Annotated in this window: 13 protein-coding genes and 1 pseudogene; 6 read left to right on the plus strand and 8 right to left on the minus strand. The window is 71.6% G+C overall.

Going from position 1 to position 16,863, the window contains the following annotated elements; all coding sequences use genetic code 11:
* Positions 1–15 precede the first annotated feature (15 nt).
* Together LG395_RS05275 and LG395_RS05280 are read right to left on the minus strand one after the other, a co-directional pair.
* Entirely contained in the window at positions 16–228 is a 213-nt protein-coding gene (locus LG395_RS05275; RefSeq protein ID WP_171154515.1) for a DUF397 domain-containing protein, read from the minus strand.
* A complete protein-coding gene (locus LG395_RS05280; RefSeq protein ID WP_171154517.1) occupies positions 225–1,100 on the minus strand; it encodes a helix-turn-helix domain-containing protein in 876 nt (291 codons plus the stop codon). The genes LG395_RS05275 and LG395_RS05280 overlap by 4 nt, the downstream gene beginning before the upstream one ends.
* Before the next feature lie 371 nt (positions 1,101–1,471).
* On the opposite strand from LG395_RS05280, the pseudogene LG395_RS05285 reads away from it, so the two are divergent.
* Positions 1,472–2,403, plus strand: a pseudogene (locus tag LG395_RS05285) (helix-turn-helix domain-containing protein).
* 187 nt (positions 2,404–2,590) lie between these two features.
* Entirely contained in the window at positions 2,591–3,283 is a 693-nt protein-coding gene (locus LG395_RS05295) for a nucleotidyl transferase AbiEii/AbiGii toxin family protein (protein WP_171154521.1), read from the plus strand.
* 112 nt (positions 3,284–3,395) lie between these two features.
* On the opposite strand, the gene aspS is transcribed toward LG395_RS05295, so the two are convergent.
* On the minus strand, positions 3,396–5,159 hold the full coding sequence (gene aspS / locus LG395_RS05300) for an aspartate--tRNA ligase (protein ID WP_171154524.1): 1,764 nt from the start codon (positions 5,157–5,159) through the stop codon (positions 3,396–3,398).
* 163 nt (positions 5,160–5,322) lie between these two features.
* On the opposite strand from aspS, the gene LG395_RS05305 reads away from it, so the two are divergent.
* The gene (locus tag LG395_RS05305) at positions 5,323–7,473 is read left to right on the plus strand and encodes a SpoIIE family protein phosphatase (RefSeq protein WP_225808616.1); all 2,151 of its coding nucleotides are present in this window, start codon (positions 5,323–5,325) and stop codon (positions 7,471–7,473) included.
* Here LG395_RS05305 and LG395_RS05310 read toward each other — a convergent pair.
* The 3 genes from LG395_RS05310 to LG395_RS05320 form a co-directional block, all read right to left on the minus strand.
* Complete coding sequence (locus LG395_RS05310) at positions 7,425–8,489, minus strand: AI-2E family transporter (protein WP_225808617.1); 1,065 nt, start codon at positions 8,487–8,489, stop codon at positions 7,425–7,427. The two genes, LG395_RS05305 and LG395_RS05310, sit on opposite strands and share 49 nt — an antisense overlap.
* Positions 8,490–8,617: 128 nt before the next feature.
* The gene (locus LG395_RS05315) at positions 8,618–9,589 is read right to left on the minus strand and encodes a pirin family protein (protein ID WP_171154531.1); all 972 of its coding nucleotides are present in this window, start codon (positions 9,587–9,589) and stop codon (positions 8,618–8,620) included.
* 140 nt (positions 9,590–9,729) lie between these two features.
* Positions 9,730–10,212, minus strand: coding sequence for an SseB family protein (locus LG395_RS05320; RefSeq protein WP_171154532.1), 483 nt, complete (start codon positions 10,210–10,212; stop codon positions 9,730–9,732).
* Positions 10,213–10,373: 161 nt separating this feature from the next.
* Between LG395_RS05320 and LG395_RS05325 the strand changes: the two genes are divergently transcribed.
* From LG395_RS05325 to LG395_RS05335, 3 genes are all read left to right on the plus strand, one after another.
* The gene (locus LG395_RS05325; RefSeq protein WP_225808792.1) at positions 10,374–12,200 is read left to right on the plus strand and encodes an acyl-CoA dehydrogenase; all 1,827 of its coding nucleotides are present in this window, start codon (positions 10,374–10,376) and stop codon (positions 12,198–12,200) included.
* 97 nt (positions 12,201–12,297) lie between these two features.
* Complete coding sequence (locus LG395_RS05330; RefSeq protein WP_212768368.1) at positions 12,298–13,647, plus strand: M18 family aminopeptidase; 1,350 nt, start codon at positions 12,298–12,300, stop codon at positions 13,645–13,647.
* Between the two features lie 66 nt (positions 13,648–13,713).
* Positions 13,714–13,965: a DUF6458 family protein gene (locus LG395_RS05335; protein WP_014673852.1), complete on the plus strand. Its 252-nt coding sequence runs from the start codon at positions 13,714–13,716 to the stop codon at positions 13,963–13,965.
* Between the two features lie 92 nt (positions 13,966–14,057).
* Here the strand turns inward: LG395_RS05335 and LG395_RS05340 are convergent, their stop codons facing one another.
* Entirely contained in the window at positions 14,058–15,893 is a 1,836-nt protein-coding gene (locus tag LG395_RS05340) for a thioredoxin-like domain-containing protein (RefSeq protein ID WP_225808618.1), read from the minus strand.
* A gap of 91 nt (positions 15,894–15,984) precedes the next feature.
* Positions 15,985–16,842 carry a calcium-binding protein gene (locus LG395_RS05345; RefSeq protein WP_225808619.1) on the minus strand — a complete coding sequence of 286 codons (858 nt, stop codon included), beginning with the start codon at positions 16,840–16,842 and terminating at the stop codon, positions 15,985–15,987.
* Between the last annotated feature and the right edge of the window lie 21 nt (positions 16,843–16,863).

Consider the following 16,863-nt stretch of genomic DNA (forward strand, 5'->3'; position numbering starts at 1 on the left):
TCGTGAACCGAGAGGTCAGTTCCCGGACGCGTACGTCACGAAGTCCCCCCACGCCTCAGGCGTGAGGGCGAGGCGGGGACCGGCGTCCCGGTACTTGGAGTCGCGCACGTGGATGGTGCCGGGGGTGGTGGCGACCTCGACGCAGTCGTTGCCGTCGCCGCTGCTGCTGTAACTGCTCTTGAACCACGCCAGCGTGGAGCCGTCCCTGGTGGTGGGGTTGCCGCTCATGATTCTCCAAGCATCTGCTCGATGAAGGCCCGGGACTCTCGGGGCGTGAGCGCCTGGGCCCGGATCATGCTATAGCGCAGGTCGAGGATGCGGATCTGCTTCGGATCGGTCACCGGACGCCCGCTGAACGCGCCCTCGGAGCGACCAACCGCAGTGCCGTCCGCGAACTTCAGGACCTCGATCAGCCCGCCCGTGCCGAAGTGGTCCTCCGTATCCGTCGGCATCACTTGAATCGCCACGTTCCGCAACTCCCCCAGCTCCAACAAGCGTTCGAGCTGCCTACGCCACACCATTCTGCCCCCAACCGGACGGCGAAGCGTCACCTCTTCCTGGACGAAACTGAGTGTCGGCGCGGGTGAGCGCTCGAAGATCGAGCGACGGGCCAGGCGCGCGGCCACCATGCGCTCCGTCTCCTCGTCCGAATGTGCGGGGAGCCACGCACCGAAGAGCGCGCGCATGTGCTCCTCGGTCTGCAACAGGCCGTGGATGTTGTGGTTGCTGTACAAACCCACCTCGACCGCCTGCGACTCCAACTTGGCGATCTCCCGAACCCTCTTCGGATACCGGACCTTGGCCACGTCCTCCTTCATCGCCGCGAGCAGCCCACCCGCCCCCAACACCTCGTCCGCCCTGTCCAGGTACTCCGGCCGGGGAATCCGTTTCCCGGCCTCGATCTTGTAGACGAGGTCCTCGCCGTATCCCACGGCCTTCCCGAAGTCGCCGGCCCGCATCCCCACCGCCTCGCGCCGCAGCTTCAGCTGCCGCCCCACGGTGGTGACCACCGCCACGCCCCACTCGTCGTCCGGGTCCACCTCCCACCCCGGCTCGTCAGCCTCGGTCCTCAGCTGCCGGACCTCGCCGTCCACCGCCATGCGCGCGCCCCTCCGTCGTGCCGCCTCGTACCAGCCACGCCCTACCCGTACGCGACGCTGGAACAAGCCCGGACACCACCGGACAACGACAGGACGGTCACCGGGACCTGACCGCCCGCGCCCCGGTCCGACCTGCGCTCCCTATGCACTACCCACTGGGGAGAAAGGACCCCGCCAAGCCCCACCCCTCCCTCCCGCCGGGCAAACTCACTCCCGCGAGTGAATATGCCAAGTGGGCTGGATTCGCGGCCGGTTGGCTGCCCTAGGCTCAGCACCAGCAGCACACAGGCATCCCCAGACATGGGACGGCCCTCGCCGGGACTGGCATCCCATGCGAGGGCCTGACCACCGAGGAAGAAAGCCGCTTCCCGATGGACACCGAAAACCCTAGCGCGACCTCGTCCGCCCCGTCCCGTATCCGGGGCAAGAACCACCCTGAAGGGCACCGGCCCGCCGGCGTCACGCACGACCACGTCCGCCACACCGAGAACTTCACGGTGATCGGCAACGACCTGGCCCAGCACCCGGAACTGTCCCTGCTCGCCATCGGACTGGCCTGCTACATCCAGTCGGTCCGGCCGGGCACCGCCGTGGACATCAAGACCCTCGCGGCCCGCTTCCCCGAGGGCCCGACCCGTATCGCCGCCGCTCTGCGGGAGCTGGAAGCGCACGGCTACCTGCGCCCACCCGCGAGCGCACGCCCACCGGCCGGATCGTGACCCGCACGGTCTCCTGCAACCGGCCCGGCCACCACGCCGCCCGGGAGACGACCGCCCGCAGGTCGGCCACCCCGCGCACGTCCCCCGACGAGCCCGCGCCACGCAAGCGCCGCCTGCCCGCGGTGCCCCAGCCGTCGTTCCCCGCCGCCGTCCTGCTCCGGACAGCCCTCGACGTCCTCGCCGGCCTGCGCCGCCACGACCCCCGCCTGCTGCTGTCCGTCACCGACGCCGAGCACCTCGCCCCCGGCGTGGCGGCCTGGCTGGAACGCGACCTCACCCCCGCCGCCGTACGGCACGCCCTGACCGCGAACCTGCCGGACGAGCCCCTGATCCGCCCGGCCGCCTTCCTGGCCCACCGCCTGGCCGCCCAGCTGCCGCCCCTGCCGCCGCTCCGGCCACCGGCCGCACCGGCACCGGCGCCCCGGCATCCTCTCCAGACCTGCGACGGCTGTGACCGCGCCTTCCGGGCGCCTGAACCGGGCCGGTGCCGCGACTGCCGGTCCGATCCGCTTCCCGGAGGCCGCCTAGCATGGGAGCGACGATCCTTGCCCCTGGGCACAGACGACGAGGAGCGAGCGCCATGACCATCGCCCCGGACAACGCGCGGCAGGGCGCCTCCCACGTGTACCGGGCCATGCGCGACTTCGTGGAGTCCACCGACGGCACCCTCCCCGGCAAGTCCGACTCGGAGACGGCCCGCCGTCCCGTCCTGTCCGGGAAACAGTTGCCACTCGTCGCGCATGAGCGGCCGGAAGCCGGAAAGATCTTCGTGTGGACATCCCCGAACCCCATCACCGGCTTCTCGCGGACGTCGTCGCCGTGGGCGGCCCGTACGGCCTGGTCCTGGCCGGCGGCTACGCCCTCCAGGCGCACGGACTGCTCCGCCGCCCGCACGCCGACCTGGACTTCGCCACCGAGAGCGCCGAGGCGATGGAGCACATCGCCGGTGCCGTCGGCGCGGCCCTGGAGGCGCGGGGGCGGCGGGTGCGGGCCGGCGCGGTCACCGCGCGCACCGCGCAGCTGACGGTCACGGACCCGCCGACCGGCGAGCCGTGCGCGCTCGCGCTGCACAAGGAGGCGTTCTGGCAGCCGCCGGAACTGACCGCGTACGGTCCGGCGCTCTCCCTGGCGGACGCCGTGGGCACGAAGATCCGCGCCCTGTACGACCGGGGCGCCGCCGTGGACCTCATCGACGCGCAGGCCGCGGCGGCCCGGTTCTCCCTGCCCGCCCTGGAGGAACTGGGCCGCCGGCACGCCCATGACCCGTTCGACCTGACGACCCTGCAGTCCCGGCTGACGGGCACGGACTTCTACTCCGACCGGGACTTCCTCCGCCACGGGCTGGACGAGCCCGCCGTCGCCGCCCTGCGGGCCTGGGCCCAGTACTGGTCCGACGACATCGCGGAGCGGCTGCTGGAGGAGGGCGCCTCCCCGGACACCGAAACGGACGGGCAGGGGGAATGAGCCCGATCAGCTGACGCAAGCCGTCACCGGGCCCGGAAACGGCTGTGCGCGCCGACCGTCCGGAGCGAGTCGGGACGGATCGGCGCGCACGGCCGGGCGCTTGCCCGGTTGCCTACTTGGGCTGCGGCTTCCGGATGGTCAGGTGCAGCTCGCGCAGGCGGGACTCGTCCAGCTCGGTCGGGGCACCCATCATCAGGTCCTGGGCGTTGCCGTTCAGCGGGAAGGCGATCGTCTCGCGGATGTTGGGCTCGTCCGCGAGGAGCATGACGATCCGGTCCACGCCCGGGGCGATGCCACCGTGCGGCGGGGCGCCGAAGCGGAACGCGCGCAGCATGCCCGCGAACTTCTCCTCGACGGTCTCCCGGTCGTAGCCCGCGATCTCGAAGGCCTTGAGCATGATCTCCGGGTCGTGGTTCCGGATCGCGCCGGAGGACAGCTCGACGCCGTTGCAGACGATGTCGTACTGCCAGCCCAGGACGTCCAGCGGGTCCTGGGTCTGGAGGGCCTCCAGGCCGCCCTGCGGCATCGAGAAGGGGTTGTGGGAGAAGTCGATCCCGCCGGTCTCCTCGTCCTTCTCGTACATCGGGAAGTCGACGATCCAGCAGAAGCGGAACACGCCCTCCTCGAAGTGGCCCGCGCGCTTGGCCGCCTCCACGCGGACCGCGCCCATGATCTTCGAGACCTCGTCGTACTCACCGGCGCCGAAGAAGACGGCGTGGCCGGGAGCGAGGGAGAGGCGCTTGGTCAGCTCGGCGACGTTCGCCTCGGTGAGGAACTTCGCGATCGGGCCGGAGAGCGAGCCGTCCTCGGCCACGCGCACCCAGGCCAGGCCCTTGGCGCCCTGCTCGACGGCGTACTCACCGAGCTGGTCGAAGAACTTGCGGGGCTGCGCGGAGACGTCCGGAACCGGCAGCGCGCGCACGTGCTTGCCGGCGAAGGCCTTGAACTCCGAGCCCTCGAAGACGTCGGTGATGTCGACCAGCTCCAGCTTGGCGCGCAGGTCCGGCTTGTCCGAGCCGTACTTCAGCATCGCCTCACGGAACGGGATGCGCGGGAACGGGGAGGTGACGTGGCGGCCGCCGCCGAACTCCTCGAACAGCTCCGTCATGAGCTTCTCGATCGGCTGGAAGACGTCCTCCTGCTCGACGAAGCTCATCTCGACGTCGAGCTGGTAGAACTCGCCGGGCGAGCGGTCGGCGCGGGCGTCCTCGTCACGGAAGCAGGGCGCGATCTGGAAGTAGCGGTCGAAGCCCGAGATCATCAGCAGCTGCTTGAACTGCTGCGGAGCCTGGGGCAGCGCGTAGAACTTGCCCGGGTGCACCCGGGAGGGGACCACGTAGTCGCGGGCGCCCTCGGGGGAGGTGGCGGACAGGATCGGCGTCGCCATCTCGTTGAAGCCCATCGCCGACATCTTCTGGCGGATCGCGGAGATCACGGCCGTGCGCAGCATGATGTTGCGGTGCATGCGCTCGCGGCGCAGGTCCAGGAAGCGGTACTCCAGGCGCCGCTCCTCGTTGACCCCGTCCTCGGTGTTGATGGTGAAGGGCAGGGGCTGCGCCGCACCGAGCAGCTCGACCTCGGCGACCTCCACCTCGATCTCGCCGGTGGGCAGGTCGGGGTTCACGTTCTCGGTTCCACGTGAAACAACGCGGCCGTCGACACGAACCGAGGACTCCTTGGAGATCTTGTCCAGGGCCTCGTACGCCGGGGTGCCCGGGCGCGCGACCAGCTGCGTGATGCCGTAGTGGTCACGGAGATCGATGAAGAGGATGCCGCCCAGGTCGCGCCGATTGTGCAGCCAGCCACTCAGCCGGACGTCGGTGCCGACGTCAGAGGCGCGGAGCTGGCCGCAGGTGTGGGACCTGTACCGATGCATCGTCGTTCATCCAGTCTTTGCGGATCGGGTGTCGCCAGGCGGGTACGGCCTAGGCCATCCCAAGGGTACCGGGCACCCCAAGATCGGCTCCCCACCATTACCGTCCGCACCGCTCGCGCGTCTACGGTGGCAGGCTCCGCACACCTCTCCCTAAAGTGGGGCAATGCGTACAGGTGAGCCGCTGCCGTCCGTGGAGGAGGTCCTCGCCTCCCTCGCGACCGGTCTCTGGCACTGGGACACCGACACCGGGCTGGTCACCGTGGACGCCGAGGCGGCGCGGCTGCTCGGCCTGCCGGCGGAGCCCGCCACCCTGACGGAGGCGCAGACCCGGGCCCGTTTCCATCCGGTCGACTGGAACGAGATCACCGGCGTGGTGCGGCTGGCCGTCGCCGAGGGCACCCTCGCCGAGGTGCGCATCCGGATCATGGACGGGGACGGCAACATCGTGCGGATCGTCCGCAGCCGGTCGAAGCCGTCCTTCGACCCCGAGCGGCACGCGTACGAGCTGATCGGCACCCTCCAAGAGGTGACCGACCCGGCCCCGGGCACGGCGGCCGGCCGTAGCGCGGTCACCGGGGACTGGCGGCGCTCCCGGGAGGCGTTCCTGCTGGACGCGGGCCGGGCGCTGGCGGAGGCCCGGTCCACGGCGGAGGTGCTGCGGGTCGCGGGCGCCCTGTCGATGCCGGGGTTCTCGCCTGACGGGCTCGTGGTGTTCGGCGTCGAGGGCGACCGGCTGACGGTCACCGGCCAGCACGGGCACACCCCCGCCGACATGGGCCCCTTCTCGAACATGCCGCTGGCCACCGACTACCCGGCGGCCGAGGTCGTCCGCACGGGCCGCGCGGTCTACCTGTCCTCGCCCGAGGCGTACCGGGACCGCTACCCGGCGACCTGGCCGCTCGCCCGGCACTTCGGGCGCCGCTCCTGGGCATTCCTGCCGCTCACGGCCGGCGGGCGCACGATGGGCGCCTGGATGGCCGCCTTCACCTATCCCGTGGCGTTCACCCCGGACGAGCGCGCGGTCCTGACGACGGTCGCCCGGATGCTCGCCCAGGCGCTGTCCCGGGCCGGCGCCGCCGAGTCCGCGCGCGAGCTGACGGAGGGTCTCCAGCGCTCCATGCTGCCCTCGCTCGGCCCCGAGATCCCGGGGATGCGGGTGGCCGCCCGCTACATCCCGACCGGCGGCGGACTCCAGGTCGGCGGCGACTGGTACGACATGATCCCGTTGCCCTCCGGCCGCTTCGCCCTGGTCATAGGGGACGTCCAGGGCCATGACGTGCGCGCGGCCGGCCTGATGGGACAGCTGCGGATCGCGCTGCGCGCCTACGCCTCCGAGGGGCACCGCCCGGACGCCGTCCTCTCCCGCGCCTCCCGCTTCCTGCACGGTCTCACCGACGGCCCCGGGGAGGACGGGCTGGCCGACCTCCGCTTCGCGACCTGCCTGTACGTGGAGGCCGACCCGCCGACCGGCCGGCTGGAGATGGCCCGCGCCGGGCACCCGGACCCGGTGATCCGGATGACGGACGGCACGGTGATGACCCGGCCGACGGCGGGCGGGCTGCCGCTGGGTCTCGATCCGGACGCCGACTACCCGAGGACCCGGTTCACGCTGGAACCCGGCGAGACGCTGATGCTGTGCACCGACGGCCTGATCGAGACCGGCGGGCACGACATGGAGAGCGGCTGGCGCCGGCTGCGCGCGATCCTGGAGGACCACGAGGGCGACCTGGAGTCCCTCGCCGACGCGCTGGTGCAGGGCGTGCACGGGCCGTCCTCGCACCACACCACCGGCCCGCTGGCCGACCGCCGCGAGGACGACATCGCGCTGCTGCTGCTGGGCCGGCCGGGAGAGGGCCGCGGGCGCGGCGGCACCGTCGCCGTGCGGCCGGTGGTGCGGCGCACGCTGCTGTCGGTGGCGCAGGACGAGCCGGAGCGGATCGCCGAGGCCCGCCAGCACCTGCGCGGACTGCTGCACGACTGGACGTCGGCCGAGCAGGTGGACTCGGCGGTGCTGCTGGTCTCGGAGATGGTCACCAACGTGCTGGTGCACACCGACGCCGACGCGGTGCTGCTCGCGGAGGTCATGGGCGAGGGTCCCGGGCGGCGGCTGCGGGTGGAGGTCTTCGACACCGGCGACGACCTCCCGCACAAGCGCCGCCCCGGTGAACTGGCCTCCTCCGGGCGGGGCCTGATGCTGATCGAACTCCTCGCGGACGGCTGGGGGGTGGACCCTCGGGGCGAGGGCAAGAGCATCTGGTTCGAGCTCTACGAACCGGGTGGCTCGGGGGCCGGCGCGTCGCGGGACGTGGCCTGACGTCCGCGCAGTTCCCGGACGGCGCCGAAGGCCGCCGCGGTCAGCGGGACCGCGAGGAGCATGCCGAGGATGCCCGCGACCGAGGCGCCCGCGGTGATGGTGAGCAGCACGGCGGCCGGGTGCATCTGCACGGTCCGGCTCTGGATCACCGGTTGCAGCACGTGCCCTTCCAGCACCTGCACCGCGAGCACCACCCCGAGCGCCCACAGCGCGATGACGAAGCCCCGGTCGGCCAGGGTGACCAGCACGGCCACCGCGCCGGAGAGGAAGGCGCCGAGGTAGGGGATGTACGCGCCGACGAAGACGAGCGCGCCGAGCCCGATCGCACCCGGTACCCGGAGGATCAGCAGGCCGACGGTGATGCACAGGGCGTCGATGAGCGCGATGAAGGTCGTGCCGCGCATGAAGCCCTCGACCGCGGCGAAGGACCGCCGGGCGATGGCCTCCAGGAGATCGGCGCTGTCGCCGGGCGCCAGCGAGCGCAGGCCGGCCAGGGCGCGGTCGGAGTCGCGCAGGAAGAAGAAGACGAGCAGCAGGGCGAGCACGGCCATGGCGATGGACTCGGCGACGACGCTGACGCCGCTGATGACGTTGGACGCGGCGGTGCCGCCGAACCTGCCCAGCAGTTGCCGGGCGTTGGCGGCGAGGTCGTCCAGGCTGGTCCCGGCGGCGCCGAAGTGCCGTGCGACCCCCTTGGCCGCGTTCCGCAGCGAGGCGAGGATCTCCGCGCCGGTGTCGACGAGCGCGGCGACGACGATGTACACGGCTCCGCCGACGACGGCCACGACGGCGACACAGGTGAGCCCGGCCGCCGGCGACGCCCCCACCCCGGCCCGCACCAGCCACCGGTACAACGGCCCGAGCAGCGCGGTCCCGAGCAGGGCGAGCAGCACCGGCGTGACGGCCGTACGGAACTCCGCGCACAACCGCACCCCGACCCACCCGACCCCGGCGGCGAGCAGCAGCACGGCACACCAGGCGGCGAACCGGCGTGCGGCGACAGGGAGGTACTGCACGCGTCCAGCGGATCACGCGACGCGTCGGCTGTCCTGCGACGCGGGTCCGGGCGGGTGAGGACACGCCGACCCCGGCCGACGTACGGCCGGGGTCGTGAGGGGGAGCCGGCGGGCCCGCCGGTGAGCGGTCAGATGCCGCCCTCGGTCATCCCGTGGACCGCCGGGATGCTGCCGAGCCGGCCCTTCTGGAAGTCCTCGAAGGCCTGCATGAGTTCTTCCTTGGTGTTCATGACGAACGGGCCGTAGTGGGCCATCGGCTCCCGGATGGGCTGTCCGCCGAGGAGGACGACCTCCAGGTCCGGGGTGTGCGAGTCCTGCTTCTCGTCCGCGCGGACGGTGAGCGAGGAGCCGGCGCCGAAGACGGCCGTCTGGCCCAGGTGGATCGGGCGGCGCTCGGCACCGACGCTGCCGCGGCCCGCGAGGACGTACGCCAGACCGTTGAAGTCCTCACGCCACGGCAGGGTGAGCTCCGCCCCCGGCGCGAGGGTCGCGTGGATCATCGTGATCGGGGTGTGGGTGATGCCGGGGCCCTGGTGGCCGTCCAGCTCGCCGGCGATGACCCGCAGCAGCGCGCCGCCGTCGGGGGTGGTCAGGAGCTGGACGTTGCCGCCTCGGATGTCCTGGTAGCGCGGGGCCATCATCTTGTCCTTGGCGGGGAGGTTCACCCACAGCTGGAGCCCGTGGAAGAGGCCGCCGGACACGACGAGGGACTCCGGCGGGGCCTCGATGTGCAGCAGGCCCGAGCCCGCGGTCATCCACTGGGTGTCGCCGTTGGTGATGGTGCCGCCGCCGCCGTTGCTGTCCTGGTGGTCGAAGACACCGTCGATGATGTACGTGACGGTCTCGAAGCCACGGTGGGGGTGCCAGGGGGTGCCCTTGGGCTCGCCCGGCGCGTACTCTACCTCGCCCATCTGGTCCATCATGATGAACGGGTCGAGGTGGCGGTAGTTGATCCCCGCGAACGCCCGGCGCACCGGGAAGCCCTCGCCCTCGTAACCGCTCGGCGCGGTCGTGACGGTGAGCACGCGGCGGGCCACGGCGTCGGCGGGAGCGGTCACACGGGGCAGCGTCAACGGGTTCTCGACGGTCACTGCAGGCATGGTGGGTACCTCCTTGGTACGCCCACTTTAGTTGAGCGTTGAACTTCTTGCCACCCAGAACAGAGAAAGCCCGGAGGGCATTCCCTCCGGGCTCCCCGCGCGCGGGCGCGGAGCGATGCCCGTCCGCGCGGCGATGGCGTCTAGCCGTACATGCGGCGCATCGCGAAGTCGACCATCTGCTCGACCGCCTTCGCGTCGAAGACCATCCGGTGCTCGCCCTCCATGTCCAGGACGAAGCCGTAGCCGGTCGGCAGCAGGTCGATCACCTCGGCGCCGGTGATGACGAAGTACTTGGACTCCTTGCCGGCGTACCGGCGCAGCTCCTTCAGCGAGGTGAACATCGGGATCACCGGCTGCTGGGTGTTGTGCAGCGCCAGGAAGCCGGGAGTGTCACCGCGCGGGCAGTACACCTTCGACGTGGCGAAGACCTGCTGGAAGTCCTCGGCGGACATCTGCCCGGTCGTGAAGGCGCGCACCGCGTCCGCCAGCGAGGGCGGCGACGGCTCGGGGTACAGCGGCGGCTGCTGCCCGTATCCGCCGACACCACCCGGCATCTGCTGCTGCGACGAGGCGTACTGCTGCTGGGCAGCACCCCCGTCCATGGGCTGGCCGTATCCGTACATGCGCGTAAGGGTACTGAGAACCGGGCGAGGGGTGGGTCACAGATCCGGGGATCGGGGTTGCTTCTTATTACCGACGGGTAGCATCATCGTAGCTACTTGTTGGTACGTGAACTAGGTGCGAGGAGCAGGTGCCTCGCCGATCCCTCTACGGAGCCGTCGCCATGGGGCACTACAAGTCGAATCTCCGCGACATCGAGTTCAACCTCTTCGAAGTACTGGGGCGCGACAAGGTGTACGGCACCGGCCCGTTCGAGGAGATGGACGTCGAGACCGCCAAGAGCGTCCTGGAGGAGCTGACCCGCCTCTCCGAGAACGAGCTGGCCGAGTCCTTCGCCGACGCCGACCGCAACCCGCCGGTCTTCGACCCGGAGACCAACACCGCGCCCGTCCCGGCGTCCTTCAAGAAGAGCTACCAGGCCTTCATGGACTCCGAGTACTGGCGGCTCGGCCTGCCCGAGGAGATCGGCGGCACCACCTCTCCGCGCTCCCTGATCTGGGCCTACGCCGAGCTGATCCTGGGCGCCAACCCGGCCGTGTGGATGTACTCCTCCGGCCCCGCGTTCGCCGGCATCCTCTTCGAGGAGGGCAACGAGGTCCAGAAGCACATCGCCAGGATCGCAGTCGAGAAGCAGTGGGGCTCCACCATGGTCCTCACCGAGCCCGACGCGGGCTCGGACGTCGGCGCCGGCCGCACCAAGGCCGTGCAGCAGGAGGACGGCTCCTGGCACATCGAGGGCGTGAAGCGCTTCATCACCTCCGGTGAGCACGACATGTCGGAGAACATCCTCCACTACGTGCTCGCCCGTCCCGAGGGCGCCGGTCCCGGCACCAAGGGCCTGTCCCTCTTCCTCGTCCCGAAGTACCTCTTCGACTTCGAGACCGGCGAGCTGGGCGAGCGCAACGGCGTCTACGCCACCAACGTCGAGCACAAGATGGGCCTGAAGGCCTCCAACACGTGCGAGATGACCTTCGGCGACAAGCACCCCGCCAAGGGCTGGCTGATCGGCGACAAGCACGACGGCATCCGCCAGATGTTCCGCATCATCGAGTTCGCCCGCATGATGGTCGGCACGAAGGCGATCTCCACGCTCTCCACCGGCTACCTCAACGCGCTGGAGTACGCCAAGGAGCGCGTCCAGGGCCCGGACCTGGCCAACTTCATGGACAAGACCGCGCCCAAGGTCACCATCACCCACCACCCCGACGTGCGCCGCTCGCTGATCACGCAGAAGGCGTACGCGGAGGGCATGCGCGCCCTCGTCCTCTACACCGCCTCGATCCAGGACGCCATCCAGATCAAGGAGGCGAACGGCGAGGACTCCTCCGCCGAGCACGCGCTGAACGACCTGCTGCTGCCCATCGTCAAGGGCTACGGCTCCGAGAAGGGCTACGAGCAGCTCGCCCAGTCGCTGCAGACCTTCGGCGGCTCCGGCTTCCTCCAGGAGTACCCGATCGAGCAGTACATCCGGGACTCCAAGATCGACACCCTCTACGAGGGCACCACGGCCATCCAGGGCCAGGACTTCTTCTTCCGGAAGATCGTCCGCAACCAGGGCGCCGCGCTGAACTCCCTCGCCGAGGACATCAAGAAGTTCCTGGCGCTCGGCACCGGCGGCGAGGAGCTGTCCGCCGCCCGCGAGCACCTGGCCAAGGCGGCCGTGGAGCTGGAGGCGATCGTCGGCCTGATGCTGACCGACCTCGCCGCCACCGAGCAGGACACCAAGAACATCTACAAGGTCGGCCTGAACACCACCCGCCTGCTCATGGCCTCCGGTGACGTCGTCGTCGGCTACCTGCTCCTGAAGGGCGCCGCGATCGCCGCCGAGAAGCTGGCCACGGCCTCGGCGAAGGACAAGGCGTTCTACACGGGCAAGATCGCCGCGGCGAAGTTCTTCGCGGCGAACGTCCTGCCGGGCGTCACCCTCGCCCGCAAGGTCGCCGCGGGCGTCGAGCTGGACCTGATGGAGCTGGACGAAGCGGCGTTCTGACCGGTCCGCCCGGACCTTCCGGACGACCCCGTCGATTCCGCGCACGGGCCCGCTCCTTACCGGGAGCGGGCCCGTGCACGTCGTTAAGGTGAATCCCATGAGCGCACCATCCCGCCCGTCACCCGCCGCCGCCCCTCCAGGGAGCGCCTCGCGCGCTCCCCTCCCCTTCGACCGCGGCCACACCGACGACCTGATGTCCTTCCTGGCCGCGAGCCCGACGCCGTACCACGCCGTGGCGAACACCGCCGAGCGGCTGGAGAAGGCCGGCTTCCGGCAGGTGGCGGAGACGGACGCCTGGGACGGGACGCACGGCGGCAAGTACGTGCTGCGCGGCGGCGCGATCGTGGCCTGGTACGTGCCCGAGGGCGCCGAGCCGCACACCCCCTTCCACATCATCGGCGCGCACACCGACTCCCCCAACCTCCGGGTCAAGCCGCGCCCGGACAGCGGGGCGCACGGCTGGCGCCAGGTCGCCGTCGAGATCTACGGCGGCCCGCTGCTGAACTCCTGGCTGGACCGGGACCTCGGCCTGGCCGGCCGGCTGAGCCTGCGCGACGGCTCCTCCGTCCTGGTCGACGTGGACCGGCCGCTGCTGCGGGTGCCGCAGCTAGCCATCCACCTGGACCGTTCGGTCGGCTCCGAGGGGCTCAAGCTCGACAAGCAGCGGCACCTCCAGCCGGTGTGGGGCCTCGGCAACGACGTGCTCGACGGCGAACTCATCGCCTTCCTGGAGCAGGAGGCCGGCCTGGCGGCGGGCTCGGTGACCGGCTGGGACCTGATGACCTACCCGGTGGAGCCGCCCGCCTACCTCGGCCGGGACCGCGAGCTGGTCGCCGGTCCCCGGATGGACAACCTGCTGTCCGTGCACGCCGGTGCCGCCGCCCTCGCCGCCGCGGCGGCCTCCGGCGGGGCGCTCACCCGCATCCCGGTGCTGGCCGCCTTCGACCACGAGGAGAACGGCTCGCAGTCGGACACCGGCGCGGACGGCCCGCTGCTCGGCACCGTCCTGGAGCGCTCGGTCCTCGCGCGCGGCGGGTCGTTCGAGGACCGGGCCCGCGCCTTCGCCGGGACGGTGTGCCTGTCCTCCGACACGGGCCACGCCGTGCACCCCAACTACGCCGAACGGCACGACCCGACGCACCACCCGCGCGTCAACGGCGGACCGATCCTCAAGGTCAACGTCAACAACCGCTACGCCACGGACGGTTCGGGCCGCGCGGTGTTCGCCGCGGCCTGCGAGAAGGCGAACGTCCCCTTCCAGACCTTCGTCTCCAACAACTCCATGCCGTGCGGCACCACGATCGGCCCGATCACCGCGGCCCGGCACGGCATCCGCACGGTCGACATCGGCGTGGCGATCCTCTCCATGCACAGCGTCCGTGAACTCTGCGGCGCCGACGACCCCTTCCTGCTGGCGAACGCTCTGACCGCCTTCCTGGAGGGCTAGTCGGGCCCTGGCCGGGTACCCGGACGGCACCGGAGATTCCGGAACCGGAAGGGGAGGCGAGGTCTCATGGGTCTCGGCGGATGCATCATCCTCATCGCCGTGGGGGCCATTCTGACGTTCGCGACCGACTGGCACATGCAAGGCGTCAACCTGACCGTCGTCGGCCTGATCCTGATGGCCGTGGGCCTGATCGGCGTCGCGACGTTCAGCGGCATAGCCCGCCGCCGTCGCGTGGTGGTCCCGCCGACGACCCCGGTGGTGGAGGAGGAACCCCGCCACCACCGCGTCGACGGCTACTCCGACGGCTACGGCGTCTGACGGCTGAACCCACCTGCGTTCGACGGTGGGTTCAGCCGCTTTCCGGCGCCTTGCCGGCGTCTTGCCGACGACGTGCCCGCCGACCGCGCCGCTCAGCCCTGTGCGGGGGCGGTCTCGTCCATCCCCGCCAGCACCAGCGGCAGCCGGTCCGCGCCGCCCTCGGTGAGGCGGACCGGGACGCCCCAGTCCTGCTGGTGCACGTGGCAGGCCGGGTAGGCGTTGGCGGGATCGTCGTCGCAGGAGGCCGCCATCGCGGAGACGTGCAGCACGCCCTCCGTGACGGCCGGGTTCAGTTCCAGGTCGCGGGAGAGGTCGGTGTCCGCCCCCTCGCCCTTGAGCAGCAGCTCGGGCGGGGTCGCGGAGACCAGCAGCCGGGTCGAGGGGCCGTATCTGGTGTCGAGCTTCTGGCCGGCCGGGGCCTGGAAGATCACGTCCAGGCGCAGCGCGCCGGGTGCGACCTCGGTCGCGGCGCGCCGGGTGCGGTGGGCGACCGACTCCACGCGCACCGCCTCCTCGGGCAGCCGCAGCCGGGTCAGCCGGTGCCGGGCCGACTCCACGACCACGATGTCCCCGCCGGCCAGGACCGCGTCGCTGGGCTCGCGCAGGTCGGTGGCGAGCGTCGTGACCTCGCCGGTCGCCGGGTCGTACCGGCGCAGGGCGTGGTTGTAGGTGTCGGCGACGGCGACCGAGCCGTCCGGCAGGGCGGTGACGCCCAGCGGATGCTGGAGCAGGGCCTGGCCGGCGGCGCCGTCCCGGTGGCCGAAGTCGAACAGGCCGGTGCCGACGGCGGTGTGCACCTGCCCGTCGGGGTCGACCCAGCGCAGGGCGCTCGTCTCGGAGTCGGCGAGCCACAGCCGGTCGGCGGTGGCCGCGAGGCCGGAGGGCTGGGCGAACCACGCCTCGGCCGCGGGCCCGTCCACCAGGCCCTCGTTGGTGGTACCGGCCGCCACGGCGACCGTCCGGCCGGCCGGGTCGTACGTCCACAGCTGGTGGACGCCGGCCATCGCGATCCACACCTTGCCGCCGAAGACCGCCACGTCCCACGGCGAGGAGAGGTCCACCTCGCGGGCCGGGCCGGAGGTCGCCGAGCCCTGCCACCACTGCTTCCCGGTGCCCGCCAGGGTGGTCACCTCGCCCGTGGCCGGGTCCAGGCGGCGCAGGGCGTGGTTGACGGTGTCGGCGACGACCACCGAGCCGTCGTCGAGCAGGGCGAGGCCCTGCGGCTCGTTGAAGGTCGCCTCCCCGGGGCCTCCGTCGGTGAATCCGCGCGTGCCGGCGCCGATGCGCCGTATGACGGTCTCGGCGTCCCCGGCCAGCTCCACCAGCTGGTGCCGGGTGGTGTCGCTGACCAGGAAGGTGCCGGACGGCAGCAGCAGGGCCTTGCCCGGGAAGCGCAGCGTCGTCGGCTCGGGCTCCGGCGGCACGTAGGGGCCGTCGCCACGGCGCAGGGTTCCCTTGGCCTCGTGCTCGGCCTCCAGCTCGGTCACCAGCCGCTCGATGGCGTGGACATGACCCTCGCCCGCGTGCTGCGCGACGACGTACCCCTCGGGGTCGATCACCACGAGCGTCGGCCAGGCGCGCACCGCGTACTGCTTCCAGGTGGCCAGCTCGGGGTCGTCCAGGACCGGGTGCGCCACCCCGTAGCGCTCCACGGCGTCCGCCACCGCCTGGTGCTCGGCCTCGTGCACGAACTTCGGCGAGTGCACCCCGATCACCACGAGCGTGTCCCGGTGCTTCTCCTCCAGCTCGCGCAGCTCGTCCAGGACGTGCAGGCAGTTGACGCAGCAGAAGGTCCAGAAGTCCAGGACGACTATGCGTCCACGCAGGTCGGCGAGGGTGTACTGGGTCTCTCCCGTGTTCAGCCAGCCGCCCTTGCCGATCAGCTCGGGGGCGCGGACTCGGGCGCGTCGGGGTGCGGAGTCGGTCATGACCCCAAGGGTGCCACCCGACGCCGACAGCCGTTCCGGACCCTGTGGACAACCCGGGCACGGTACGGCTCGCCCGCGACCGGTGCGGCGGTCAGTCCTGGTGGACCACGTTCCGGCCGGGGCCACCGGAGAGCGTGTCCCGGCCCGGACCGCCGTAGAGCCTGTCGTTGCCGCTGTTGCCGTACAGCTTGTCGTTGCCGCTGTTGCCGTACAGGACGTCGTCGCCCTTGCCGCCGTACAGGGTGTCGTCGCCGGTGCCGCCGGTGATCGTGTCCTTGCCGTCGTCACCGGCCAGGTACTGCGCCCCGCTGCCGCCGTGCAGCGCGTCGTCGCCCTTGCCGCCCTGCACGATGTTGTCGCCGCCGCTCGCGTCCACCGTGTCGTTGCCGTCGCCGCCCCAGGCCAGGCCCTCCTTGCCGACCGTGAGCCTGTCGTCGCCCGCGTCGCCCGAGACGTAGGCGCCGTCGAGGCGGCCGGAGTCGGTCGCCTTGTCGTTGCCGGGGCCCAGGGAGATCTGGGCGTAGTAGTAGATCTGGTCGGTGGCGTTCTTGTACGCGAGGGTGTCGTCGCGGTCACCGAGGTTCACGACGAGGGCGGCGTACGGGTCCTGGCTGTCGAGGCTGGTGACCGTGCAGGAGACCTTCGTCGGGTCCGCGCCGTCCGGGTGGGCGCAGCCGTGGCCCGCCTTGATCGTGACGGTGTCGTCGATCACGTAGGTGATGCCCGAGCGGTCGGCGGTCAGGGACGCGGTGACGGTGGCCTTGTTGGTCTGGCCGGGGGCGGCCTGGTAGGTGAGCTGCCAGTCGTACGGGTTGACCGTGGCGGTGGCGGGCGAGGTGGCCGCCACCGCGGTGCCGGACAGGGCGGACGGCACGGCCAGCGCGGCGGCCGTGCCGACGGCCAGGGCGAGCGCGCGGGCGGGACGGCGGCGGTGGGTGCGAGCGGACACGGTGACCTCCGGGGAACGGGC

The organism is Streptomyces spinosus (assembly GCF_020400655.1).
GTDB lineage: Bacteria > Actinomycetota > Actinomycetes > Streptomycetales > Streptomycetaceae > Streptomyces > Streptomyces argyrophylli.

Coding starts and splice junctions, on each gene's coding strand:
- LG395_RS05305 (WP_225808616.1), top strand. CDS start 5,323: ATGCGTACAGGTGAGCCGCTGCCGTCCGTGGAGGAGGTCCTCGCCTCC.
- LG395_RS05340 (WP_225808618.1), bottom strand. CDS start 15,893: ATGACCGACTCCGCACCCCGACGCGCCCGAGTCCGCGCCCCCGAGCTG.
- aspS (WP_171154524.1), bottom strand. CDS start 5,159: ATGCATCGGTACAGGTCCCACACCTGCGGCCAGCTCCGCGCCTCTGAC.
- LG395_RS05335 (WP_014673852.1), top strand. CDS start 13,714: ATGGGTCTCGGCGGATGCATCATCCTCATCGCCGTGGGGGCCATTCTG.
- LG395_RS05280 (WP_171154517.1), bottom strand. CDS start 1,100: ATGGCGGTGGACGGCGAGGTCCGGCAGCTGAGGACCGAGGCTGACGAG.
- LG395_RS05330 (WP_212768368.1), top strand. CDS start 12,298: ATGAGCGCACCATCCCGCCCGTCACCCGCCGCCGCCCCTCCAGGGAGC.
- LG395_RS05275 (WP_171154515.1), bottom strand. CDS start 228: ATGAGCGGCAACCCCACCACCAGGGACGGCTCCACGCTGGCGTGGTTC.
- LG395_RS05315 (WP_171154531.1), bottom strand. CDS start 9,589: ATGCCTGCAGTGACCGTCGAGAACCCGTTGACGCTGCCCCGTGTGACC.
- LG395_RS05325 (WP_225808792.1), top strand. CDS start 10,374: ATGGGGCACTACAAGTCGAATCTCCGCGACATCGAGTTCAACCTCTTC.
- LG395_RS05320 (WP_171154532.1), bottom strand. CDS start 10,212: ATGTACGGATACGGCCAGCCCATGGACGGGGGTGCTGCCCAGCAGCAG.